The organism is Paracoccus kondratievae (genome assembly GCF_009301415.1).
GTDB lineage: Bacteria > Pseudomonadota > Alphaproteobacteria > Rhodobacterales > Rhodobacteraceae > Paracoccus > Paracoccus kondratievae.
On the sequence record NZ_CP045072.1, the window covers coordinates 1,380,019 to 1,404,010 of the forward strand.

General features: G+C 63.3%; 20 protein-coding genes, 1 tRNA gene and 1 other RNA gene. 10 read left to right on the plus strand and 12 right to left on the minus strand.

Translation table 11 applies throughout. The features are described from left to right. The first annotated feature begins 10 nt into the window (after nucleotides 1-10). The 3 genes from glpX (at nucleotide 11) to F8A10_RS06880 (ending at nucleotide 2,975) form a co-directional block, all read left to right on the plus strand. On the plus strand, nucleotides 11-976 hold the full coding sequence (glpX, locus tag F8A10_RS06870; protein ID WP_010392447.1) for a class II fructose-bisphosphatase: 966 nt from the start codon (nucleotides 11-13) through the stop codon (nucleotides 974-976). 48 nt (nucleotides 977-1,024) lie between these two features. Next, entirely contained in the window at nucleotides 1,025-2,779 is a 1,755-nt protein-coding gene (gene recJ, locus F8A10_RS06875; RefSeq protein ID WP_010392449.1) for a single-stranded-DNA-specific exonuclease RecJ, read from the plus strand. 121 nt (nucleotides 2,780-2,900) lie between these two features. Further along, nucleotides 2,901-2,975 (plus strand) — tRNA-Glu (locus F8A10_RS06880). Nucleotides 2,976-3,054: 79 nt separating this feature from the next. On the opposite strand, the gene F8A10_RS06885 is transcribed toward F8A10_RS06880, so the two are convergent. Further along, the gene (locus tag F8A10_RS06885; RefSeq protein WP_152366969.1) at nucleotides 3,055-3,240 is read right to left on the minus strand and encodes a hypothetical protein; all 186 of its coding nucleotides are present in this window, start codon (nucleotides 3,238-3,240) and stop codon (nucleotides 3,055-3,057) included. Nucleotides 3,241-3,756: 516 nt separating this feature from the next. On the opposite strand from F8A10_RS06885, the gene F8A10_RS06890 reads away from it, so the two are divergent. From F8A10_RS06890 to F8A10_RS06900, 3 genes are read left to right on the plus strand one after another with little or no spacing between them, the layout of a single operon-like run. Then, on the plus strand, nucleotides 3,757-4,422 hold the full coding sequence (locus F8A10_RS06890) for an ImuA family protein (protein ID WP_152366970.1): 666 nt from the start codon (nucleotides 3,757-3,759) through the stop codon (nucleotides 4,420-4,422). Continuing rightward, entirely contained in the window at nucleotides 4,340-5,860 is a 1,521-nt protein-coding gene (locus F8A10_RS06895; protein WP_152366971.1) for a Y-family DNA polymerase, read from the plus strand. The genes F8A10_RS06890 and F8A10_RS06895 overlap by 83 nt, the downstream gene beginning before the upstream one ends. Continuing rightward, the gene (locus F8A10_RS06900; RefSeq protein WP_152366972.1) at nucleotides 5,860-9,096 is read left to right on the plus strand and encodes an error-prone DNA polymerase; all 3,237 of its coding nucleotides are present in this window, start codon (nucleotides 5,860-5,862) and stop codon (nucleotides 9,094-9,096) included. Before F8A10_RS06895 ends, F8A10_RS06900 begins: the two co-directional genes overlap by 1 nt. Nucleotides 9,097-9,186: 90 nt before the next feature. Here the strand turns inward: F8A10_RS06900 and rpmG are convergent, their stop codons facing one another. The 3 genes from rpmG to F8A10_RS06915 all read right to left on the minus strand — a co-directional run bounded on the left by rpmG (nucleotide 9,187) and on the right by F8A10_RS06915 (nucleotide 10,228). Then, nucleotides 9,187-9,354: a 50S ribosomal protein L33 gene (gene rpmG / locus F8A10_RS06905; RefSeq protein ID WP_010392460.1), complete on the minus strand. Its 168-nt coding sequence runs from the start codon at nucleotides 9,352-9,354 to the stop codon at nucleotides 9,187-9,189. Between the two features lie 143 nt (nucleotides 9,355-9,497). Then, an RNA gene (gene rnpB, locus F8A10_RS06910) (RNase P RNA component class A) lies at nucleotides 9,498-9,865 on the minus strand. Between the two features lie 33 nt (nucleotides 9,866-9,898). Next, nucleotides 9,899-10,228, minus strand: coding sequence for a winged helix-turn-helix transcriptional regulator (locus F8A10_RS06915; RefSeq protein WP_083825807.1), 330 nt, complete (start codon nucleotides 10,226-10,228; stop codon nucleotides 9,899-9,901). Nucleotides 10,229-10,345: 117 nt separating this feature from the next. Between F8A10_RS06915 and F8A10_RS06920 the strand changes: the two genes are divergently transcribed. After that, on the plus strand, nucleotides 10,346-11,188 hold the full coding sequence (locus F8A10_RS06920) for an SDR family oxidoreductase (protein ID WP_085501091.1): 843 nt from the start codon (nucleotides 10,346-10,348) through the stop codon (nucleotides 11,186-11,188). On the opposite strand, the gene F8A10_RS06925 is transcribed toward F8A10_RS06920, so the two are convergent. From F8A10_RS06925 to F8A10_RS06950, 6 genes are all read right to left on the minus strand, one after another. Further along, a complete protein-coding gene (locus F8A10_RS06925) occupies nucleotides 11,185-13,584 on the minus strand; it encodes an ATP-dependent helicase (RefSeq protein ID WP_152366973.1) in 2,400 nt (799 codons plus the stop codon). The two genes, F8A10_RS06920 and F8A10_RS06925, sit on opposite strands and share 4 nt — an antisense overlap. A gap of 55 nt (nucleotides 13,585-13,639) precedes the next feature. After that, the gene (locus F8A10_RS06930) at nucleotides 13,640-13,921 is read right to left on the minus strand and encodes a hypothetical protein (RefSeq protein ID WP_010392468.1); all 282 of its coding nucleotides are present in this window, start codon (nucleotides 13,919-13,921) and stop codon (nucleotides 13,640-13,642) included. A 20-nt stretch (nucleotides 13,922-13,941) separates the two neighbouring features. Beyond that, the gene (gene folE2 / locus F8A10_RS06935; RefSeq protein WP_152366974.1) at nucleotides 13,942-14,907 is read right to left on the minus strand and encodes a GTP cyclohydrolase FolE2; all 966 of its coding nucleotides are present in this window, start codon (nucleotides 14,905-14,907) and stop codon (nucleotides 13,942-13,944) included. Between the two features lie 92 nt (nucleotides 14,908-14,999). Next, on the minus strand, nucleotides 15,000-16,181 hold the full coding sequence (gene metZ / locus F8A10_RS06940; RefSeq protein WP_010392472.1) for an O-succinylhomoserine sulfhydrylase: 1,182 nt from the start codon (nucleotides 16,179-16,181) through the stop codon (nucleotides 15,000-15,002). Between the two features lie 69 nt (nucleotides 16,182-16,250). Continuing rightward, nucleotides 16,251-16,856 (minus strand): inner membrane-spanning protein YciB, encoded by a 606-nt coding sequence (locus tag F8A10_RS06945; protein ID WP_085501094.1) that lies wholly within the window; start codon nucleotides 16,854-16,856, stop codon nucleotides 16,251-16,253. Between the two features lie 67 nt (nucleotides 16,857-16,923). Further along, on the minus strand, nucleotides 16,924-18,039 hold the full coding sequence (locus F8A10_RS06950; RefSeq protein WP_152366975.1) for a DUF1223 domain-containing protein: 1,116 nt from the start codon (nucleotides 18,037-18,039) through the stop codon (nucleotides 16,924-16,926). Nucleotides 18,040-18,297: 258 nt separating this feature from the next. Between F8A10_RS06950 and acnA the strand changes: the two genes are divergently transcribed. Continuing rightward, nucleotides 18,298-21,054 (plus strand): aconitate hydratase AcnA, encoded by a 2,757-nt coding sequence (gene acnA, locus F8A10_RS06955; protein ID WP_010392477.1) that lies wholly within the window; start codon nucleotides 18,298-18,300, stop codon nucleotides 21,052-21,054. A 76-nt stretch (nucleotides 21,055-21,130) separates the two neighbouring features. Here acnA and F8A10_RS06960 read toward each other — a convergent pair whose 3' ends face one another. Together F8A10_RS06960 and rpsD are read right to left on the minus strand one after the other, a co-directional pair. After that, nucleotides 21,131-21,745 carry a hypothetical protein gene (locus F8A10_RS06960; protein WP_010392479.1) on the minus strand — a complete coding sequence of 205 codons (615 nt, stop codon included), beginning with the start codon at nucleotides 21,743-21,745 and terminating at the stop codon, nucleotides 21,131-21,133. A gap of 180 nt (nucleotides 21,746-21,925) precedes the next feature. Further along, complete coding sequence (gene rpsD / locus F8A10_RS06965; protein WP_010392481.1) at nucleotides 21,926-22,546, minus strand: 30S ribosomal protein S4; 621 nt, start codon at nucleotides 22,544-22,546, stop codon at nucleotides 21,926-21,928. Between the two features lie 212 nt (nucleotides 22,547-22,758). Between rpsD and F8A10_RS06970 the strand changes: the two genes are divergently transcribed. Together F8A10_RS06970 and tpiA are read left to right on the plus strand one after the other, a co-directional pair. Then, complete coding sequence (locus tag F8A10_RS06970) at nucleotides 22,759-23,130, plus strand: HesB/IscA family protein (RefSeq protein WP_010392483.1); 372 nt, start codon at nucleotides 22,759-22,761, stop codon at nucleotides 23,128-23,130. A 101-nt stretch (nucleotides 23,131-23,231) separates the two neighbouring features. Then, nucleotides 23,232-23,975 carry a triose-phosphate isomerase gene (tpiA, locus tag F8A10_RS06975; RefSeq protein WP_152366976.1) on the plus strand — a complete coding sequence of 248 codons (744 nt, stop codon included), beginning with the start codon at nucleotides 23,232-23,234 and terminating at the stop codon, nucleotides 23,973-23,975. Nucleotides 23,976-23,992 lie beyond the last annotated feature (17 nt).

Here is a 23,992-nt window from a genome sequence, read left to right on the forward strand (position 1 = left end):
GAATTTTCGGATGAGCTCGCCCAAGGATTTCAACGATCGCATGCTGTCGCTTGGCCTTGCCCGCGTCAGCGAGGCGGCCGCCCATGCCTCGGCGCGGCTGATCGGCCGCGGTGACGAGAAGGCAGCCGACCAGGCCGCCGTGAATGCGATGCGCGAACAGCTGAACATGCTGGACATCAAGGGCGTCGTCGTTATCGGCGAAGGCGAGCGGGACGAGGCCCCGATGCTGTTTATCGGCGAAGAGGTCGGCTCGGGTCAGGGGCCCGAAGTGGATATCGCGCTGGACCCGCTGGAGGGCACCACCCTGACCGCCAAGGACATGCCGAACGCCCTGACCGTGATCGCCATGGCGCCGCGCGGCACCCTGTTGCATGCGCCCGACGTTTACATGGAAAAGCTGGCCATCGGGCCGGGTTATCCCAAGGATATCGTCAGCCTAGACATGTCCCCGGCCGAGCGAGTGCGCGCGCTGGCCAAGTCCCGCGGCGTCAAGGACGGCGATATCACCGTCTGCATCCTTGAGCGTCCGCGCCATGAGAATCTGATCGCCGAAGTCCGCTCGACCGGGGCGGCCATCCGCCTGATCACCGATGGCGATGTTGCCGGTGTGATCCATTGCGCCGAGGCCGAACTGACCGGCATCGACATGTATATGGGTTCGGGCGGCGCGCCCGAAGGAGTTCTGGCTGCCTCGGCGCTGAAATGCATGGGCGGGCAGATGTGGGGCAAGCTGTTGTTCCGCAACGAGGATGAAAAGGCCCGCGCCGCCAAGGCCGGCATCACCGATCTTGACCGTATTTATTCGCGCGATGAGATGGTGACCGCCGATGTGATCTTTGCCGCGACCGGCGTCACCAACGGCTCGATCGTGGCCGGCGTGAAGCGTGAGCCGCATTATCTGCAGACCGAAACCATTCTCATGCGTTCAAAAACCGGCTCGGTGCGGCGCATGATCTATCGCAATCCGATCCGCTAAGCACGGGACAGGGTTGAACAGCAGGCGGTCATGGGGGATGAAGCCCACATGACCGCCTTTCTTTCCGTCACCTCTTCTTTGACCGGCCGGCTGTGGCGTGGCCCCGAGGCTGCGCTGGAGCGCACTGCCGAAGCACTGGCGCAGGACAGCCGCCTGCCCCTGCCCGTCTGCCGGATCCTGGCTGCTCGCGGTGTGCCCGCAAATGAAGCGCCGCTTTATCTTGATCCCAAGCTGCGTGATCTGCTGCCCGACCCCTCGCAACTGCGCGACATGGACAAGGCAGCCGACCGGTTGGTGGCGGCGGTTCTGAGTAAGCAGCGCATTGCTATATTTGCCGATTACGACGTGGACGGGGGCGCCTCAGCAGCACTGCTTCTTGACTGGCTACGTCGGCAGGGACGCGATGCAAGCCTATATATCCCGGACCGTATCGACGAAGGCTATGGACCAAACGCCCCCGCCATCGCGGCGCTGTCGCGCGATCACGACCTGATTATCTGCGTCGATTGCGGCACGCTTAGTCATGAGGCTCTGGCAGCAGCCAGCTGCGATGTCATCGTGCTGGACCACCACCAGGGAGGGGAGACCCTGCCCCCCGTTCTGGCTGTGGTGAACCCCAATCGCGCCGATGAGGACGGCAGCCTTGGCCATCTTTGCGCCGCAGGTGTGGTGTTTCTGGCGCTGGTGCGCTGCAATAGCCTGCTGCGTCAGGGTGGTCATCCCCAGCCCGACCTGATTCCCATGCTGGATCTGGTGGCGCTGGCGACGGTCGCGGATGTGGCGCCCTTGATTGGGGTGAACCGTGCCTTTGTCCGACAGGGGCTGCTGATCATGGCGCGGCGCGAACGACCGGGCCTTGTGGCGCTGTCTGATGCAGCGCGGCTTGATTCGGCACCGAATGCCTTTCACCTCGGCTTTCTGCTGGGACCGCGCATCAATGCCGGTGGCCGGGTCGGCAAGGCCGATCTGGGCGCGCTCTGCCTATCCTGCACCGATAGCCGACAGGCCGAACGGCTGGCGGCCGAGCTGGACGCGCTGAACCGCGACCGCCGCGCCATCGAATCCGCGGTACGTGACGAAGCATTGGCCCAGGTCGAGGCGCGTGTTCAGGCTACTGGCGATACGGGCTGTGTCGCCTGGGCGGCAGGCGAAGGCTGGCATCCCGGCGTTGTCGGCATTGTCGCCGCGCGGGTGAAAGAGGCGACCGGCCTGCCCTCGGTGGTGGTCGGGATTGAAAATGGCATCGGCAAAGGCTCGGCACGATCCGTGCCCGGCGTAGATCTGGGCCGCGCCATTCAGCGCCTTACGGCCGAGGGGCTGCTGCTTAAAGGTGGTGGTCATGCGATGGCGGCGGGCCTGACGGTCGAAGAGGCAAAGATCCCCGCCGCGATGGAGCGGCTTTCGCAGCTTTTGGCACGAGAGATGTCTGACCGCCCCGGCGCGGGTGAACTGCGCATCTCGGGCCTTTTGGACCCTGCCGGCGCGACCATCGAGCTGATGCAGATGCTGGAACGGGCCGGCCCCTTTGGTCAGGCGGCACCAGCGCCACGCTTTGCCTTTGCCGCGCAGCTGATCGACAGCGCCGCAACCATGGGCGACAGCCATTTACGCCTGCGTTTCCGCAGCCCCGGCAGTCCGGTTCTGGAAGCCGTCGGTTGGGGGGCGATGAGCGGCCCTCTGGGTCCCGCGCTTTTGGGTGCCAAGGGGCGACGCTTTCATCTGGCGGGCAAGCTTGAGCTGTCGCAATGGGGCGGGCGTGAACGCGTGCGGCTGCGCCTTGATGATGCTGCACCGGTCGAGTGAGCCCGGCAAGTGTCTGGCAGAAAAACTTTGCAGCCAGACGATTTTTCCGCTTGCAGCCTTGGGACAGAGGACCTAAATACCGCCCCACACCGCAGGGCAGCGCCCGGTGGAACAAGAAAGTGGCCCGTTCGTCTATCGGTTAGGACGTCAGGTTTTCAACCTGAAAAGAGGGGTTCGACTCCCCTACGGGCTGCCATTTTCCCATGTATTATATTGAAATTGTAGCGTAATTTGCGCAAGTCCGGGTCATAATTACCCCACTAGCTGTCATGCGCTTAGGCCGTTGGTCTGCCTTTCAGTTTTGCGCCTGCGAGGGCGGCCTGAACCTTGATCCGGTCGCACTGCGCCTTGTTGTAATTTTCCATCTTGCGGGGCAGCATCTTCAGTTCCAGGCCGATCATGTCCACCCCGCGCTGGTGCTCAAGCCGGTCCACTGCCTCTAGAATCTTCTTGGCGATCACTCAGTTCGTTGTTGCGCTGGTTGCTGACGCCGCAGCCCTTGGTGTCATCGTCCCGCCCATAGTATGCTGGGGTGGCTGTGGTCTTGATGGCCCCCGTGGGGGTGACGTGGCTGCTCAGGTAGAGCTTCATAGACCGTTCACCGTATATCCGTCCGCCAGTATGAAGCACATCCGGCGATACGGGCCAGGTTACGCAACTGCGTGACATTTGCATGACCTCTTGTTTGGGTCGTCGCCCTGAACGTTTCCGCCGCGCTTTTGTCGTCGACAGCAAAGATACGCTGCCCGACAAGGCTAAGCAGACGTTACGCGTGCGGAAGCCGTAGGCTGGTGGCAGCAACGTATGGCGAAGTTGGCGCAGGGCAGCCAGCGCCATCGTGCGCTGGTCCAGAAGATCAGTGCCGGTCACGTCAGCCAACGACAGGCCGCTTTCACAAGGGGGCGATCCTGTTTTCTCGCGATTGACGAATCTGCGGGGCGCGCGCTAAGAACAAAACGGAAACATATGGCTAAACCATGTCCGCACGCCCTTTCCCTATCGGGGTGGCGCCTTTCGGACGGGCGCCAGTCCCCGTGGTGCCCTCTCTGACCGCACCAATCCTGTCCGAAGCCTTTGGCACCCGCCCCCTGACCGGGGCTGCACCGGGATTCGTGCTGGCCACACTGCCGCCAGGGCGGGTGCTTTGGGTGCAAGACCGGCTGAGCCGGACCGAATTCGGCGCACCCTTCCTGCCCGGTATGGGCCGCGACTTGTTAAGGCTGGACCTGACGCGCCCTGCCGATGTGCTGGCTGCGCTGGAAGACGGGCTGCAAAGCCGGGCGCTTGCGGCCGTGGTGGGCGAGATTCATGGCCATGCCCCGGCGCTAAGCTTTACCGCCAGCCGACGGCTGGCGCTGCGGGCCGAGGCGGCGGGACTGCCCTGCTGGCTGATCCGTCATGCCGCGCGCCCCGAGGCCAGCGCAGCGCGGATGCGCTGGCGGCTGGCACCCCTGCCCTCGGCCTCCGATCCCGACGACCCGTATGCGCCCGGCGATCCGCTGTGGCTGGCCGAGCTGTTCCGGGCGCGTGGTCAGCCCCCCTCGACCTGGCTGGTGCGCCATGACCGGGCGGCGGATCGTCTCGATTTCTCTGCCCCGGCTGGCGATCGAAAGCTGGCTGAGCCGCGCCGCAAAGCGGGGTGACGACTGGCCCGAGACAGTCCCGCTGGCGCTTTCGGTTCCCGGCACGCATGGCCCTGTCATTCATGCAGTGAACCGCGCCGCCGAAGAGGCCGGAGCTCGCATCGGGGCCCGCGCTGTGGACAGCCGCGCCATCTGCCCCGCGCTGCGCATTGAGCAGGCCGAACCTGAACAGGATGCAGCAAGGCTGGCACGGCTTGCCTTTTGGGCGAGGCGCTGGGGACCGTGGAGCACGCCGGACGGTGATGACGGCATCCTTATCGACACCACAGGCACCGCCCATCTGTTCGGGGGCGAGGCCGCAATGCTGGCCCGGATACAGGCGCATTTTGCCCGCGCAGGGCTGACAGCAAAACTGGCGCTGGCACCCACGCGCGGCACGGCATGGGCGCTGGCTCGCTTTGGTCCAGAACGTGCGATTTGCACTGACCCTCTGCCGGCGCTGGCACCCCTGCCGGTCGCCGGGCTGCGACTGTCGGATGAAACGCAGCTGTTGTTACGGCGGCTTGGGCTAAAGACCATCGGTGATCTGGCGGCTATCCCGCGCCTGTCGCTGATGCGCCGCTTTGCCCGCGCAGGCGCGCAGGACAACCCGCTGATCCGGCTGGATCAGGCGCTGGGACGCGCGGCCGAGCCGCTGGATGCGCCCGAACCCGCGCCAGAGTTCGCCGCCGAGGCGCGGCTGGCCGAACCGGTCGTCGACCCTTCGGACTGGTTGCCGGAACTGCTTGAACGGCTTTGTGCGCAGCTTGCGGCGGCGGATCGCGGCTGTCGGCGGCTGTGCCTTTCAGTATTTCGCATTGATGGTGAACGGCGCGATATCCGTGTCTCGATGGCCGCCCCCACGCGCGAAGCCGCGCATCTGCTGCGCCTTTTTGACGGCCGGTCAGAGCGGCTGGACCCCGGCTATGGTTTCGACCTGATCCGCCTTGCCGCCGAGGCGGTCGAGCCGCTGACCACCGCCCAGCCCGGCCTTGATGGTGCCGCGCCTTCGGGCCTTGCACTCGCGCGGCTGGTGGACAGGCTGGCGGCTCGCTTTGGCCCAACCGCAATCAGCCGCCCCTTGCCACACGAAAGCCACATCCCCGAACGGGCCGAAATCCCCGGCCCGCCGCTTGCAGCCATTCCCGCCCCGCCTGCACGCGCGGACCGGCCGATCCGGCTCTTGTCTCCAGCCGAGGAAATCCGCGTCCTCTACGTCATTCCCGAGGGGCCGCCCGCGCAATTCATCTGGCGCCGCCAGACCCTGCGCGTCGCCCGCCATGCCGGACCCGAAAGGATCGCGCCGGAATGGTGGCGCGACCGTCCCGGCACCCGGCTGCGCGACTATTTCCGCATCGAGGATGACACTGGCCTGCGCCTGTGGATCTATCGCGAGGGGCTCATCCATGACGGCCGTGGCGGCGCTCCGCGATGGTTCCTGCACGGGATTTTTGCCTGATGCCCGAACATCACGCCCGTCCCCAGATCCCGCTGCCCCAGGTCAAGCGCCCGAACCCGCCCTCTGATTACATCGAACTGGCGGTGACCAGTGCCTTTAGCTTTCTGCATGGTGCCTCGCATCCCCATGAGCTGGCGCTGACGGCCTGTCATCTGGGCTATGACGCGCTGGGGATAGCCGATCTGAACAGCCTTGCCGGAGTGGTACGCCTGCATGCGGCGGCAAAACAATTGCACCTGCGTCCGGTAATCGGGGCGCGGATCGTATTGGCCGATGGCAGCGCCTTTCTGGCCTATCCGACCGACCGCGCAGCTTACGGCCGCCTTGCGTCACTGATCACCAAGGGACGACGGCATGATCTTGACGGGCACTGGCAAGGAAAGGGCCGCTGTGATCTGAACCTTGACGATCTTGCCAGCCACGCCCAAGGCATGCGCCTGATCTGGCTGCCGGGCAATGACCTGACGTCCCTGCCCCGGCTTGCCGAACGCCTGCCGCAGCTGTCCCATGTCGCGGCAAGCTGGCTGTATCGCGGCGACGACCGGTCCCGTATCAACCGCCTTGACCGGGCAGCGCAGGCAGCTGGCCTGTCAATCGTCGCGGTGAACGATGTCCATTACCACGCGCCCGAGCGGCGTCCGCTGCAGGATGTCATGACCTGCATCCGCGAGGGCACCACCATCGACCGCGCGGGCCTGCTGCTTGCCCAAAACGCCGAGCGGCACCTGAAGAGCCCGGCCGCAATGGTGCGGCTGTTCTCGGACTGGCCGCACGCCATCCGCGCGACGCGCGAGATCGCCGAAAGCTGCACCTTTTCGCTGGACGAACTGCAATATGAATACCCGCGCGAAAGCGTGCCTCCCGGTCTTACCCCGCAAGAGCATCTTGAAAACCTGACCTGGCAAGGCGCGGCCTGGCGCTATCCCGAAGGTGTGCCCGAAAAGGTTCGCGCGACTCTGGTCAAGGAACTGGCCGTGATCGGCAAGAAAAACATCGCGCAATATTTCCTGACCATTCACGACATCATCCGCTACGCCAAGGCGCAGGGTATTCTGTATCAGGGGCGCGGATCGGCAGCGAATTCAGCGGTTTGTTTCGTGCTTGGCATCACTCCGGTCGATCCGGCCCGGCATGAGCTGTTGTTTGAGCGTTTCATCAGCGAGACCCGTACCGAGCCGCCCGATATCGACGTCGATTTCGAGCATGAGCGGCGCGAAGAGATCATCCAGCACATCTATCAGCGCCATGGCCGCGACCGTGCCGGGCTATGCGCCACGGTGATCCATTACCGCCCCCGCAGCGCCATACGCGAGGTTGGCAGGGTCATGGGCCTGTCCGAGGATGTGACCTCGGCACTGGCCAATACCGTCTGGGGCAGCTGGGGCAAGGATATGAGCGCAGCCTCGACCGATCAGGCGGGGCTTGATCTGCACGACCCTGTCCTGCGCCGGACGGTCCGGCTGGCAGATGAAATGATCGGTATGCCTCGCCACCTGTCCCAGCATGTCGGGGGCTTTGTGCTGACCGAGGGGCCCCTGTCCGAAACCGTGCCCATCGGCAATGCCGCCATGCCGGATCGCAGCTTTATCGAATGGGACAAGGACGACATTGATGAGCTTGGCATCCTTAAGGTCGATGTGCTGGCGCTGGGGATGCTGACCTGCATCCGCAAATGCTTTGCCCTGATCAGGGCGCATCATGGCAAGACCCTGACGCTTTCGGATTTCGACCATGACGATCAACCTACCTATGAGATGCTGCAAAGAGGTGACAGCATTGGCACCTTTCAGGTCGAAAGCCGCGCACAGATGGCAATGCTGCCGCGACTGAAGCCCAGGACGTTTTATGATCTGGTCATTCAGGTCGCCATCGTCCGGCCAGGCCCGATTCAGGGCAATATGGTCCATCCCTATCTGCGGCGTCGCAGCGGGCAGGAGGATGTCGAATATCCCGGCCCCCGCGACGGCGATCCCGATGAGCTGAAAAACATCCTGTCACGCACCAAGGGCGTGCCGATCTTTCAGGAACAGGCGATGAAGATTGCCATGGTCGCAGCGCAGTTCTCCCCCGCCGAGGTTGATAAGCTGCGCAAGGCCATGGCGACATTCCGTTCGCGCGGGACGATCGGGCAGCTACAGGACCGCATGGTCGAAAAGATGGTCGCGCGCGGCTATGACCGCGAATTCGCCGAACGGTGCTTTAACCAGATCAAGGGATTCGGCGATTACGGCTTTCCGGAAAGCCATGCGGCGGCCTTTGCCCATCTGGCCTATGTCTCGGCCTGGCTGAAATGCCATCACCCGGACGCCTTTGCTGCCGCACTGCTCAACAGCCAGCCCATGGGGTTTTATGGCCCGGCGCAGATTGTGCGCGACGCACGCGAACATGGTGTGACGGTGCTGCCGGTCGATGTGAATATCAGTGAATGGGACAATACGCTGGAGCCCTGCGATAGTGCCTTTGCCCTGCGCCTTGGCCTGCGCCAGATCGACGGACTGGCCAGAGCCCCGGCCGAGCGTATCGTGCAGGCGCGCCGCGGCGGCCCCTATACTGATCTGGCCGATCTGAAACGCCGCGCCGACCTTGATACCCGGACTATCCGTCAGGTCGCGACCGCCGATGCGCTACGCTCTTTGAACCTCGACCGCAGGGCGGGGCTGTGGCAGGCGCGGGCGTTGCGCGATGCGCCAGAGCTGCCGCTTTTTGGCCGCCGGGACGAAGGGGCCGAACCTGCAATCTCTCTGCCTGCCATGCCGCTGTGTGAGCAGGTCACCGCCGATTACCAGACGCTGCGCCTGTCGTTGAAAGCCCATCCCATGGCCTTTCTGCGCCGCAGCCTGACCGATCAGGGTTATACGCCCGCCGCCGCTCTGGCACGGCTGCCGAACCGGGCATGGCTGCGCATGGCCGGAATCGTGCTGGTCCGCCAGCGCCCGGGCAGCGCCAATGGCACCTGTTTCATCACGCTGGAAGATGAAACCGGCGTCGCCAATCTGGTGATCTGGGCAAAGACCTTTGGCCAGTTCCGCAAAGTAGCGATGAGCGCCCGCCTATTGGAAATCCGCGGCCAGCTTCAGCGCGCCGATGGCGTGACCCATGTCATCGCCCATTGGCTGGGGGACCGTTCGGACGCGCTGTTGCGCCTGGCCGGAGAGGCCCCCGCCACGCTGCCCCAGCCCCGGCCCAGCCATCCGCGCAAGGTGCGCATCCTGCCGAAATCGCGCGACTTTCATTAAGCCGCGCCCATGGGCGGGAAATCACGGCCATAAAAGGAAACCGCGCCCCCGAAGGGACGCGGTTTCAGAAAAGTTCCGTAAAGGAAGATCTTACTTGATCTTGCCTTCTTTGTACTCGACATGCTTGCGCACGACCGGGTCGTATTTGGTGACCGACATCTTTTCGGTCATCGTGCGGGCGTTTTTCTTGGTGACATAGAAATGCCCGGTCCCGGCCGTCGAGTTCAGACGGATCTTGATCGTCGTCGGCTTCGCCATCTGTTTCGCTCCTGCTGCGGGGCAAGACGCATGGCGCGAACCCCGTGGAATTCTCTTGGAGCCCGCCTTTTAGCGGCACAGCAGGCGAAGTCAACCGGGAATCACCTGATTTCAGGCCGATCTGCAAGGCAAAAGGGTCAGATATGCGCGGATGGCCTGTAAGCCGGATTTTGTTCCGGGGTTACCCCCTTTGATGACCATTCATCTGGTCCCGCCATTACTGACGGGATCTAGCTGCCAACCCGGACCTGCTGGGGCGAAGGCAGCCCTGTCTTGCGACGCGCGGTCCCTATTCGGCATTGCTCCCGGTGGGGCTTGCCATGCCAGGACTGTTGCCAGCCCCGCGGTGGGCTCTTACCCCACCGTTTCACCCTTACCCATGCGTGCATGGGCGGTCTCTTCTCTGTGGCGCTTTCCCTGGGGTTGCCCCCGCCGGGCGTTACCCGGCACCGCACCTTCATGGAGTCCGGACTTTCCTCGACGTTGCCGCCGCGGTCATCCGGCCATCCGCGCAAGGTCCAGATAGGCCCGCACAAAGGCCGGGTCAAGCCTGTGCCCAACCCTGCGCAATCTGGGGCAATGTGTCCTCGATCCAGCCAAGCAGCGTATCGACGCGCGTCGCTGCCTCATGCCCCAAAGGCGTCAGCGCATATTCCACATGTGGCGGAACAGTCTGGAAATCGCGGCGCAGCACCATGCCGTCGGCCTCCAGCCCCTGCAAAGTCTGGGCCAACATCCGTTCGCTGATACCGCCAATCTGCCGCCGCAGGCCGGAAAACCGCTGCGGCCCGTCAGAGAGCACGCGCAGGACCAGCATCCCCCAGCGCCCGGTCAGCCGCCGCAAGACATCGCGCGACGGGCATTCCGCGGCCATCAGATTCCCCCGGCAACCGGTTTCAGAATTTTTCACACTAACACCTCCGTCAGTACTTACTTTTTAATAGTAATGCTTTTACCTCTCGCTGCACAAGCATTTGCGAAAGGAAATGACATGACCATCGCCGTTACCGGAGCCACCGGCCAGCTTGGCCGCCTGATCACCGCCCGCCTGAAAGAACTGCTGCCCGCAAATGAAGTCGTCGCGCTGGCCCGCAACCCCGGAAAGGCCGTCGATCTGGGCGTCGAGACCCGCGCCTTTGATTATGACCGCCCCGAGACGCTGACCACCGCGCTGGCTGGCGTGGATCGACTGGTGTTTATCTCGGCAAGCGAGGTCGGCAAACGCGCTGTCCAGCACCGCGCCGTGATCGAGGCTGCCCAGGCCGCCGGCATCAGCCAGATCGTCTATACCAGCCTGCTGCACGCCGACCGTACGCCCCTGTCCCTTGCCGATGAACATGTCGTGACTGAAAAGCTGCTCTCCGAATCGGGCCTTCCCCATACGATCCTGCGCAATGGCTGGTATGCCGAGAACTACACCGGCGCATTCCCGGCTGCGCTGGAACATGGCGCGCTGATCGGTGCTGCCGGCGAGGGCCGGATCTCGGCCGCCGCGCGCGCAGATTATGCCGAGGCCGCCGCCAAAGTGGTCACGGGTGAAGGCCATCTTGGTAAGGTCTATGAACTTGCCGGTGACAATGGCTGGACGCTGGCGGAACTCGCAGCCGAGCTTTCTGCCCAAACCGGTCGGACCATTCCCTATAAAAACCTGTCGCAGAACGATTATGCCGCCGCGCTAACGGGTGCCGGCCTGCCGGAAGGGCTGGCCGCCGCCATCGCCGACTGGGACGCCAAAGCTGCGGAGGGTGCGCTTTTTGACGACAGCCGCACCCTGACCGGCCTGATAGGCCGACCGACCGCGACACTGGCCGAGGTGGTGCGCGCCGCGCTTTAAAACGGCACGTCGTCCATCGCACCACCCGAACCGGCCTGCGAGGCGGGCTGCACATAGCCCGCCTTGATCGTCTTGAAACCGGTGGCGAATTCGACGGTCAGCGTATCCTCGGCAATGCCCATGATCGTGCCATTGCCGAACTTCTGATGGAACACCCGATCCCCGACCGAAAACCGCGCCGCAGGTTCGGCATCAATCACGACCGGGGTGCGATGAACAGGCTGCGCGCGTTCGGCGCTGCGCTGCTGCATGCGCTTCCAGCCCGGAGAGTTGTAGACATCGCTCTGCGCCGCACGCTCATGGATAGCCGAGGGCGCAAAGGGCTGCGCCGCCGCACCATAACCACCACCGTAAAGGCCGGGCGGCGTCAGCACCTCAACGTGATCCTCGGGCAGTTCGTCGATAAAGCGCGACGGCAGGCTGGATTGCCATTGCCCATACATGCGACGGTTGCCGGCAAAGCTGATCGTCACCAGCTCACGCCCGCGAGTGATCCCGACATAGGCAAGCCGCCGCTCTTCCTCGAGCCCCTTCAGCCCGCTTTCATCCATGCTGCGCTGACTGGGAAACAGGCCGTCCTCCCACCCCGGCAAAAAGACGATGGGATATTCCAGACCCTTGGCCGCATGCAGGGTCATGATACTGACCTCATCGGTCTGCTCGCCAGAGTCGTTGTCCATGACCAGCGCGACATGCTCAAGGAAACCCTGAAGATTTTCAAACTCTTCCAGAGCCTTGATCAGCTCCTTGAGGTTTTCGAGACGACCCGGAGCATCGGGCGACTTGTCGTTCTGCCACATGGCGGTATAGCCGGATTCGTCCAGAATCCGCTCGGCCAGTTCGACATGACTGACGCGACTGTCCAGCGCATCGGCATGCCAGCGGCCCATCGCCTCGGTGAACTGACGCAACGCCGCCGCACCCTTGCCGCCAAGAGCGCCGGTCGCAACCGTCGAAACCGCACCCTCCAGCAGCGACAAATTCCGCTCGCGCGCCTCGCGCTGAATGGTCTGAACGGCTTTCTCGCCCAGACCACGTTTGGGAACGTTCACGATCCGCTCAAACGCCAAATCATCGGCAGGGCTGACCGCGAGCCGGAAGTAGGCCATGGCATCGCGAATCTCGGCCCGCTCATAAAAGCGCGGACCACCGATCACCCGATAGGGCAAACCGATGGTCATGAATCGGTCCTCGAACGCCCGCATCTGATGGCTGGCCCGTACGAGGATGGCAATGTCGTTCAGATTGCGCCGACCGAGTGCCGCACGATGCCCGCCGTGGAAAGCCTCAATCTCTTCCCCGATCCAGCGTGCCTCGGCCTCGCTGTCCCAATGACCGATCAGGCGGACCTTTTCGCCCCCCTCGACCTCGGTCCACAGCGTCTTGCCAAGCCGGCCACGGTTCGCCGCAATCAGCCCCGAAGCCGCGGCAAGAATATGCGGGGTCGAGCGATAGTTCTGCTCAAGCCGGATCACCTGCGCACCGGGAAAATCACTCTCAAAGCGCAGAATGTTACCAACCTCGGCCCCGCGCCAGCCATAGATCGACTGGTCATCATCGCCAACGCAGCAGATATTGCGATGAGCAGACGCCAAAAGCCGCAGCCACATATACTGGGCGACGTTGGTATCCTGATATTCGTCAACGAGGATATAACGGAACCGATCCTGCCAGGATCTCAGCACATCAGGATGGGCCTGGAACAGATGTACGCAATGCATCAGCAGGTCGCCGAAATCGGTGGCGTTCAACTCCAGCAAACGGCGCTGATAGGCCGCGTAAAGCCGGCCACCCCAGCCGTCAAAGGCACGCTCCTCACCCCTTGGCAGTTGCGACGGGGACAGGCAGCGGTTTTTCCAGCTGTCGATCAAATGGGCAAGCTGACGCGCTGGCCAGCGTTTTTCATCAATATTCCCGGCCAGAATAAGCTGCCTGAGCAGTCGTATCTGATCGTCGGTATCAAGGATGGTAAAGCTGGGCTTCAGGTGCAGCTCACCATCGCCGATCAGCTCGGCATGACGGCGCAGGATCTTGACGCTGATCGAGTGAAAGGTGCCAAGCCACGGCATGCCCTCGACCGCCTCGCCCAAAAGGCGGGCGACGCGCTCTTTCATCTCGCGCGCGGCCTTGTTGGTAAAGGTCACGGCAAGGATCTGCCCCGGCCGGGCCCGGCCAAGGTTCAGCAGATGCGCGATACGCGTGGTCAGCGCCCGGGTCTTGCCGGTGCCCGCACCGGCAAGCAGCAGGACCGGACCATCCAGCGCCTCGACCGCTGCACGTTGCGCGGGGTTAAGCCCGTCAAGATAGGGCACAGGCCGCGCACCGATTGCCCGCTGGGACAGCGGCACCGGCGCGGCTGCGGCCTCGAAAGCGTCCGAGTCGTCGAAATTGCTCATGCCCGCACCATAGCCCCGCATCCGCGCTCGGGAAAGCCTGTCGTTCCCATTTCGTTCACATGCCGCCTACCGCGGCGGCAAGTCCCCAGAAAACCAGAAGAGCCAGAGCGAGAAAAACCGCACCCACCGCGTAAAGCCGGATGCGTTCGCGGCGGTTGCGCGGGTGGTGCCAATCCAGAAACCCCTGGCCGTCGAACAGCGGATTGGCGTGCAGCATCCCGAACGCGAGGGGACCGGACGACCGCCCCTCGGCCAGCCGCCGCAGGCGCCATTCAGGATAGCGATGGCTCAGGCAAAGCCAGATTGCCGCCAGCCGGGCCGCCAGGAGACAGGCCATTCCGCTGGACAACCACAGCATTACGCCCTGAGGCCGGCAAAGATCGCAGGATCAAGGCTGGCATGGGCAAAAGTCGCCCCTTCGGTCAGCACCGAAACCGCATCATGCGAATGCAGCGATTCCTGATGGCTCGCCACGACGCGGAAATCGCCGATACGCGGCTCGGCCATCAGCTCGGCGGCAAAGGCGCGCACCGCATCCTCGACAAAGATCGGGTTGGCGGCGTTCAGCTCGGCAAAGGCCTGTTCGTCCTCGCGCTTGACCATGACCTGGGTCTCGGTCGCGACGGCACGACGGCACAGGGTCACCATATCTTCGAACCACAGGGTATCGCCCTGCATGACGACCGAGACCCGGGCCACCGAACGCTGCGAATGCGGCGTCGCAAGCTGGCCGCGCATACGCCGGGCATGTTCGCTGAGCTCAAGCGAACAGGGGCAGGTCGAGGAATAGACATAGTCGAAATGCATGATCCGCAGCCGCTGGCCAGCCTTTTCGACCAGTTCCAGCGCAATGTCGTAATACTGCCAGCCCGACAGGCCCGAGCGCAGCGACTCGACCCGCATCGGATAGCTGAGCCGCATCATGATACGCGCGTCCAGACTGTCGAGGTCGGATTTGTAATCGTCCAGCGCCGCCTCAAGCACCCCCATTGAGAACTGCTTGTCAGCATGGGCATAGAACGAGCGCATGATGCGGCTCATGTTGATGCCCTTGCGATCAGCCTCAAGGCTGACGGTGCCGGTAACGCTGGTTTCAAGCGTGATCTCGCCGCCCTCGCGGGTCATATAGCGGATCGGCAGACGGAAGTTAGAGATGCCGACGTGCTGGATCGGCGCGCGCGCCCCGACGATCAGGCTGGCCGGTCCGTTCTGCAGGTCCGGCAGGCTGGCCTTATAGGCGTCATCGACCCGGAAATCGGCCGGGTATTCGCGCTTAAGCGCAGGATAGGCGCGTTCGGTGGCGATTGGGCGGGCCTCGGTCATGGTCGTCCTCGCTTAAAGGTCGGCAATAATCTGGGGGCTCGCGACCCGAAAGGAAAGGGGGCGCCCGGCAAGTTCCGGACGCCAGAGCGCCCTCAGGCCAGGGATTGGCGGATGTCCGCGATCAGATCATCCGCGTCCTCAAGCCCGATCGACAGGCGCAAAAGGCCGGGGGTGATGCCCAGCTCGGCCCGCATCTCTTCGGACAGGCGTTGATGCGTCGTCGTCGAGGGATGGGTGACGATCGACTTGGCATCGCCAAGGTTGTTCGAAATCTGGAAAACCTGCATCCGGTTCATCGCCGCAAAGGCAGCTTCTTTGCTGCCCAGGTCGATGGCCACCATGGTGCCGCCCGCCCCCATCTGGCGCATGACCAGATCATATTGCGGATGGTCGGCAAGGCCGGGATAGATCACACGCGACAGACGGCCATCATCCTTAAGCGCAGAGGCAAGGCGCAAGGCGCTGTCGGTCTGGGCACGAACACGCAGGTCCATCGTCGTCAGCCCGTTCAGCATCATCCATGCGTTAAAGGGGCTGATCGCGCCGCCGGTATGTTTAAGATAGGGTTCGGCCACGTCGCGCACGAACTCGCGGGTTCCACAGATCACGCCACCCAGACAGCGACCCGAGCCGTCGATATGTTTGGTCGCCGAATAGACCACGACATCGGCACCGTTCTGCACGGCACGCGAATAAACCGGGGTGGCAAAGACGTTATCGACCACGACCAGCGCGCCGACCGCATGGGCAAGCCCGGCCACGCCGGCAATATCCACCACCTCCAGCGTCGGATTCGAGACCGATTCAAAGAACACCGCCCGCGTCGTCGGCCGGATCGCCGCGCGCCACTGTTCCAGATCGGTGCCATCGACATAGGTCACCTCGACCCCGAAACGCACCAGCACATCAAGCACATAAAGGCATGAACCGAAAAGCGCCCGCGACGAAACGATATGATCGCCGGGCTTGGCAAAACACATCAGCGCCCCGTTCACCGCCGCCATGCCGCTGGCAGTGGCAAAAGCGTCCTCGGTACCTTCAAGGTTGGCGATCCGATCCTCGAACATGCGCGAGGTCGGGTTACCATAGCGGGCATAGATGAATTCATCCGGCCCGGTCTTGATGAAACGGGCCTCGGCCTGTTCGGCGCTGTCGTAGGAAAAGCCCTGGGTCATGAACAGGGCCTCGGCCATCTCGCCGTACTGGCTGCGGCGAATGCCGTGATGGACAGCGCGCGTGCGCGGATGCAGAGGCTTGTTCGACTCCTGGGACATGGCTGGCTCCTGATGGTCAGGATGCCGGGTTACTCCTGCCCGGCCAGCCGTGCAAGGCCCCGGGGCCGGCTATTCGCTGTCGCGAGGCAAGGCATGGCGTTCAAACAGCCGCGAATTGGCCACAAAAAACACCACCATGATCGCCGGCAGGCCAAAGGTCTTGAAATTCACCCAGGCCGTTTCGGACATCAGCCGCCAGACCGCCTCATTGGCGATGGCAAGCCCCAGAAACAACAGCGTCATACGCAGGGTCAGGATTCGCCAGCCCTCGGCACGCATCGGCAGGGCCTCGGACATGACCAGCTCAAGCCAGTTGCGGCGCAGGATCAGGCTTGCGCCAAGCAGCGCGGCAAAGATCAGGTAGATGATCGTCGGCTTCATCTTGAAGAACCTGGGATCATTCAGCCAGATCGACAGCCCGCCAAAGACGACGACCAGAACCAGCGTGGCGATCTGCATGGGCGACAGCCGCCCCGTCAGGCGCCATAGCGCCAGCGTGCAAATGACAAGGACCGGCACAAAGACCAGCGTGGCAAAGATGAATCCGGAATATTCACGCCCAGCCAAGGTCACGGTCTGATCCCGAAACCGCATGAAGACGACAAAGAACAGGACCAGCGGGCCAAGGTCCAGTGCGGCCTTGAGCCAGGGATTGATCTTGCGCGGTTCGGTCAAGGCGAGGCTCCTGCTCAGCTTTGGGGGCGCGATATTGCGCCGGAAGCGGTCCCGGCGCAAGCGGCGCCTAGTCCAGACGGATGGCTGCCAGAATGGGGCCGCTGGCCATACGAGCGTCGCCGCGACCCAGCTCTTGCGCCAGAATGGCATGGCGGGTGTCGTCGGGAAAGTCGGTGCTGTTCTGACCGTCCTGCCGCACGGTCAGGCGCAGCGGGGCCCGGCCGTCCCACTCGGCAATCCGCTCGGCCGCCAGCACGACGTTGCGATAGTTGACGACCTTGCCACGATTTTCACCAGCCCTGATGGCCACCCTGCGCTGTGGAGCATAACGCACCAGAATGATCGCCACCCGATCCTTGATCGCGCTGCGCGGTGTCAGCTCGATCCGGTAACCCTCTTTGCCCTGGCTTGAAGAAACCATCACCGGAGTCGGCCATGCCATCTGGGTCTGGACAAGCCCCACCAGTTCTGCCGGGCGCAATGCGATCAGCGTATCTGTCCCGCCAACGACGATCTGGGGCGTATAGATCGCACGCTCGCCGGACTGATGGGCATAGGCCTGCTGGCGCAGGGTGAATTCAGGCCGCGCAAACTCGTCGGCCCAGCCAAGGTAATCCCAGTAATCGACATGCCAAGACAGCGTCAGCACATCCTCGCGCTCGGCCAGATCGGCCAGCAGCTCATCAGCGGGCGGACAGGATGAACAGCCCTGCGAGGTGAAAAGCTCGACCACCACCGGGGGCTGACCGACCGGACCGATCATGCGCGCACGCGGCTGCACCTCGGCAAAGGTCGAAACGCCGGGCGCGGCAAAGGGGTCCGAAGGCATCACCGGCGACGACTGGTCGGCCGGCACCCCGGGCTCACCCTTCGGGGCCTCGATCAGACCGATAACGCCATCCTCATCGACGATCTCGACAAAGGTGCTTGCCGGGGCAGCCCCCTCGCCCGAGGAGGGCAGTTCCGCAGCCGGACCCGACAGGGTGGCCGCGACATCGGCAGCGCCGGTATCGAATATGCAGACCGGAGTCGCGCCTTCTGCCGGGCCTTCGCCCATCTCATGCGCGAATGCCGGGACACCCAGCCCGGTCAGCGCAACCACGGCAGCGCAGGCCAGAACCGGCAGGACCCCTGCCCTGCACGCCTGCCCACGGGCTGATATCTTGATGCGCCTTGCCGCCATATTCTTCCGTATTCCCGGCCCTTCCGATCCGCATCAGGTAATCCGGGTGATGGGGGAACGACAAATCAATGCTTTGTTAGTGCAGCGTGTTCACCCCGCGACCGTGATGCAAAACCCACATCCCGCCCGGGGCGCAGAAATTGGCATACAATTGCATACAAATCTGCCGCACCCCCCTTGATCCCCATGTGGAAAAGGGGCAAATGGCAGGCAGCACCGCCATTCAGCCACCTTTTTGCAAGGATAGGGAGCCGAGTCATGCCCATCGTTACAGGAACAGACACCGCAAAGACGCGCCGCCAGCTTCAGGTGGGCTCTCACAGCTACGCCTATTACTCGATCGAAGCCGCGACACAGGCCGGGCTTGGCGATTTTTCCAGGCTGCCCGCCTCGCTCAAGGTGGTGCTGGAAAACCTGCTGCGTTTTGAGGACGGCGGCCGCACGGTCAGCGTCGAGGACATCAAAGCCTTTGCCGAATGGGCGCAAAAAGGCGGCAGGAACCCGCGTGAGATCGCCTATCGTCCGGCACGCGTCCTGATGCAGGACTTTACCGGCGTTCCGGCCGTGGTGGACCTTGCCGCGATGCGCGATGGCATCAAGGCTCTGGGCGGTGATGCGCAAAAGATCAACCCGCTGAACCCGGTCGATCTGGTCATCGACCACTCGGTGATGATCGACGAGTTCGGCAACCCCCGCGCCTTCCAGCGCAACGTTGACCTGGAATATGAACGCAACCTTGAGCGCTATACCTTCCTGAAATGGGGGCAAAAGGCGTTCAACAACTTCCGCGTTGTGCCGCCCGGCACCGGTATCTGCCACCAGGTGAACCTGGAATATCTGGCCCAGACCGTCTGGACCGACACCGACCAGCAGGGCGCGAACGTCGCCTATCCCGATACTCTGGTCGGCACGGACAGCCACACGACCATGGTCAACGGCCTTGCCGTTCTGGGCTGGGGCGTCGGCGGGATCGAGGCCGAGGCCGCGATGCTGGGCCAGCCCATCTCGATGCTGATCCCCGAAGTCGTCGGCTTCAAGCTGACCGGCAGGATGATGGAAGGCACCACCGCCACCGACCTGGTGCTGAAAGTCGTGGCCATGCTGCGCAAGAAAGGCGTCGTCGGCAAATTCGTCGAATTCTACGGCGACGGCCTTGACCACCTGCCGCTGGCCGACCGTGCCACCATCGCCAACATGGCGCCCGAATATGGCGCGACCTGCGGTTTCTTCCCGATCGACAACGAAACGCTGCGCTACCTGCGCAATACGGGCCGTGACGAAGATCGTATCGCGCTGGTCGAGGCCTATGCCAAACAGAACGGTTTCTGGCGCGGTGCCGATTACGAGCCCATCTATACCGACACCCTGCATCTCGACATGGCCGACATCGTTCCGGCGATCTCGGGCCCGAAACGGCCGCAGGACTACACGCCGCTGAACCTTGCCGCACGCGCTTTCTACAAGACGGTTGCGGAATATCGCGGTGTGGACATGTCCGCCGCCGCCCAAGAGATGGTCGAAGAGGGCGGCGGGGTCATCACCAACGGCACGGATGTGCGCAAAACCGTGGCCGTCGAGGGTCAGGATTACACCATCCGCGACGGTTCGGTTGTAATCGCCGCCATCACCTCCTGCACCAACACCTCGAACCCCTATGTGATGATCGGTGCCGGTCTGGTCGCCCGCAAGGCGCGTGCGCTTGGCCTGACCCGCAAGCCCTGGGTTAAGACCTCGCTCGCACCGGGGTCGCAGGTTGTGGCCGAATATCTTGAAGCCGCCGGCCTGCAAGAGGATCTGGACGCCATCGGCTTCAACCTCGTGGGCTTTGGCTGCACCACCTGTATCGGCAACTCGGGGCCGCTGGGCGATCCGGCGATCTCGAAAGCGATCAACGACAACGATCTGGTCGCCACCGCCGTCCTGTCGGGCAACCGCAACTTTGAGGGCCGGATTTCGCCCGATGTGCGCGCCAACTATCTGGCTTCGCCGCCGCTGGTCGTCGCCTATGCCATCGCGGGTGATGTCAACATCAACCTGACCAAGGACCCGATCGGCCAGACCCCCGAGGGCAAGGATGTCTATCTGAAAGACATCTGGCCGACCACGCAGGAGGTTGCCGAACTGGTCGAGGCGACTGTGACCCGCGAGGCCTTCCAAAAGAAATATGCCGATGTGTTCAAGGGCGACGAGCGCTGGCAGGGCGTCGAGGTCACCGACAGCGAGACCTATGACTGGCCGCCGACCTCGACCTATATCCAGAACCCGCCCTATTTCCGCGGCATGTCGAAAGAGCCGGGCCAGATCACCAATATCGAGGGCGCGCGCGTCCTCGCGATCCTGGGCGATATGATCACGACCGACCACATCTCGCCCGCAGGTTCGTTCAAGCCCACCACCCCGGCCGGGGAATACCTGCTTGAGCGTCAGGTCCAGCCCAAGGATTTCAACAGCTACGGTTCGCGCCGCGGCAACCACGAAGTCATGATGCGCGGTACCTTTGCCAACATCCGCATCCGCAACGAGATGCTGGAGGGTGTCGAAGGCGGCTACACCAAAGGCCCTGATGGTCAGCAGACCTCGATCTTTGACGCCGCCATGGCCTATCAGGCCGAGGGTACGCCGCTGGTCGTCTTTGGTGGCGTGGAATACGGCGCCGGGTCGTCGCGCGACTGGGCGGCGAAAGGCACCAACCTGCTGGGCATCAAAGCGGTCATCGCTGAAAGCTTTGAGCGCATCCACCGCTCGAACCTCGTCGGCATGGGCGTCATCCCGCTGGAGTTCACCGAAGGTGAGAACCGCAAGACCCTGAACCTTAAGGGCGACGAGGTCATCACCATCGGCGGCCTGGAAGGCGACTTCAAACCGCTGTCGCTGGTTCCCTGCACCATCCGCTATGCCGATGGCAGCGAAAAGACCATCCAGCTGAAGGCCCGCGTCGATACCGAGGTCGAGATCGAATACCTCGAAAACGGCGGTGTGCTGCACTATGTGCTGCGCAACCTCGCCAAGTCCTGAGATCTGGACCCGGACAGATAACGAAAGGCCGCCCCCGGGCGGCCTTTTCCTTTGTCCGGCCCGGGTTGCGTGCCCCCTATTCCTCGGCACAATACCACATGGCCCCACCGGCGGCGGCCGTTCCGATGACAAGCGAGCCGACCGCAACCGGGGATGTGGCAAGCCCCGCGGCCGCCGCGCCCGCCGCCTCAAGCGTGCCGACCATCTGCCCCGAGGTCGCGGCAAGAATCGTCGCGCCCGGTCGCTGCGTCACCGCATCATAACCGGCCACGGCCAGCGCATTGGCATTACGGAAAGTGGCCTGACGGGCCGAGTTTACCCGCTCGCACAGGGTCTTGCGGCATAAGGCGTTACCTTTGCGCGGCCCCTTTTGCGCGCCGATGTAGGTGTCATTTTCCTTGTCCCACAGCAGACAATAGCTGCCGTCATCACCCATCTCATTGCGCCGCAGGATCTCGCGCAGCGTGACATAGCCCGGACAGGTGATCCGCCCCCAGCCAGAAAAGTTCTTTTCCAGCCGGCCGACATTTTCATGAAACTCGGCATCGCGGACATAATTGATCTCGGTTTTTTCGCCCGCGATCGACGTGTCGCAGGTCCACAGCCGCTCTTCCTTGCCCGGTCGCTCTTGCGCCGCGCCCGCCGTCGTCACTCCCATCACCCCGACCATAGCCAGAATAAAAGAACGCATCCCTTGCCTCATGTCCTTTCTGCGCGCCGCTTTTCCCGAAAGCACCGCCGCACTGCAAGCCACTTGCTCAGACACAGGCCGGAATGTGAACGGCTGCGTTCATTTTGTTATTGCAGCAGCCCAAAAGCAAAAGGCCGCCCCAAAAGGAGCGGCCCCCGTAAAACTGCGATCCGGAAAGGATCAGTTTTTCGCGTAGAATTCGACGACCAGATTCGGTTCCATCTGCACCGGATAGGGCACGTCGCCCAGAGCCGGAGTGCGAACGAAGGTCGCGGTCATCTTGTTGTGGTCCACTTCCAGATAGTCCGGAACATCACGCTCGGTCAGGCCAACGGCCTCCAGCACGATGGTCAGCTGACGCGAACGCTCGCGAACCGAGATCACGTCGCCTTCCTTGACGCGATACGACGGGATGTTCACGCGGCGGCCGTTCACCTCGACATGGCCGTGGTTCACGAACTGACGGGCAGCAAAGACGGTCGGCACGAATTTGGCGCGATAAACGACGGCGTCCAGACGGCGCTCCAGCAGGCCGATCAGGTTTTCACCGGTGTCGCCGCGCACACGCTCGGCTTCGGAATAGATGCGGCGGAACTGCTTTTCGGTCAGGTCGCCGTAATAGCCTTTGAGCTTCTGCTTGGCGCGCAGCTGGGTGCCGAAATCCGACAGTTTGCCCTTGCGGCGCTGGCCGTGCTGGCCCGGGCCGTATTCGCGCTTGTTAAGCGGCGACTTGGCGCGGCCCCAGATGTTTTCGCCCATGCGGCGGTCGATCTTGTACTTGGCAGCGGTGCGTTTGGTCATCGCTGATCTCCTTCGTGTTATCAGTTTCGAAGGGCGTTGTCCTTTGGCCAAGCATCTTGCGATCCAGGGCCCGACAGGGTTCCCCTTGCGGGGTCCACCAACACCAATGAAGCGGCGCTTATAGCCGCACTGTTGCCGGTGTCAAGCGCCCGGGCCCCTTGAGTGGCGGCAAGCTTGTACTTAAATGAATGGCAGCGAACAAGGAATGTGCGATGTTCTCGATCCCCGGCAAATCCCCCGTGACCATCACCCCGGCGGCTGAACGCCAGATTGCCCGGCTTATGGCCCAGAAATCGGCCCGCGGCCTGAGGATCGGGCTGAAAAAGGGTGGCTGCGCAGGCATGGAATACACCATGGAACTGGCCGAGAACGCTTCGCCCGGCGATGAGGTTGTTGAACAGGGCGAAGCGCGGGTCATGATCGCGCCCACCGCACAGATGTTTCTGTTCGGAACCGAGATCGACTATGAAACCAGCCTGCTCGAATCCGGCTTCAAGTTTCGTAACCCGAATGTCACCGACAGTTGCGGCTGTGGCGAATCGGTAAGCTTCGCCCCGCTCGAAGGTTCGCGGGCGAAAGCCTAGACCTTTCGCCGCAGGTTCGTGTTCCGTACCCTCCTGCCGTCTTGATCGCGCGACGCGCGCGGCCTAATCCCCTGTCGGAAGCTGATAAGGGAGAGAGGCTGATGGCCCCGCGCAAACTTGCCGCCGGAAACTGGAAAATGAACGGAACCCTGGCCTCGCTGGCCGAGATCGACCAGCTGCTGGCCGATCACCCCCGGCCGGGCTGCGATGTGCTGATCTGCCCGCCCGCGACACTGGTCCATGCGCTGGCAGGTCGCGTTGAGGGCAAGATCGCGGTCGGCGGTCAGGACTGCCACGCCAAGACCTCGGGCGCCCATACCGGCGACATCGCCGCAGCCCAGCTGAGGGACGCAGGCGCAAGCCATGTCATTCTTGGCCATTCCGAGCGGCGCACCGATCATGGCGAAACCGACGCTGATGTCGCGGCGAAATCCGTCGCAGCCTATGAGGCCGGGCTTGTCGCGGTGATCTGCGTCGGTGAGACCGAGGCACAGCGTGACGCGGGCGAGACGCTGGATGTAATCTCGACCCAGCTTGCAGGCTCGATCCCCGAGAGTGCGACGGCCGCCAATACTGTTATCGCTTATGAACCGGTCTGGGCCATCGGCACCGGCCGCACCCCGACCAGCGAGCAGATCGCCGAGGTCCACGCCCTGATACGCGACCGCCTTGCCGCCCGCTTTGCCGACGGGGCCGATTTTGCGCTGCTCTATGGCGGCTCGGTCAAACCCGGAAACGCGGCCGAGATCTTTGCCATTCCCCATGTGAACGGTGCTCTGGTCGGCGGCGCCAGCCTCAGGGCGGCCGATTTCGGCCCGATCATCTCGGCACTTTCCGCAGCGTAATTCGCCAGACAGGAACG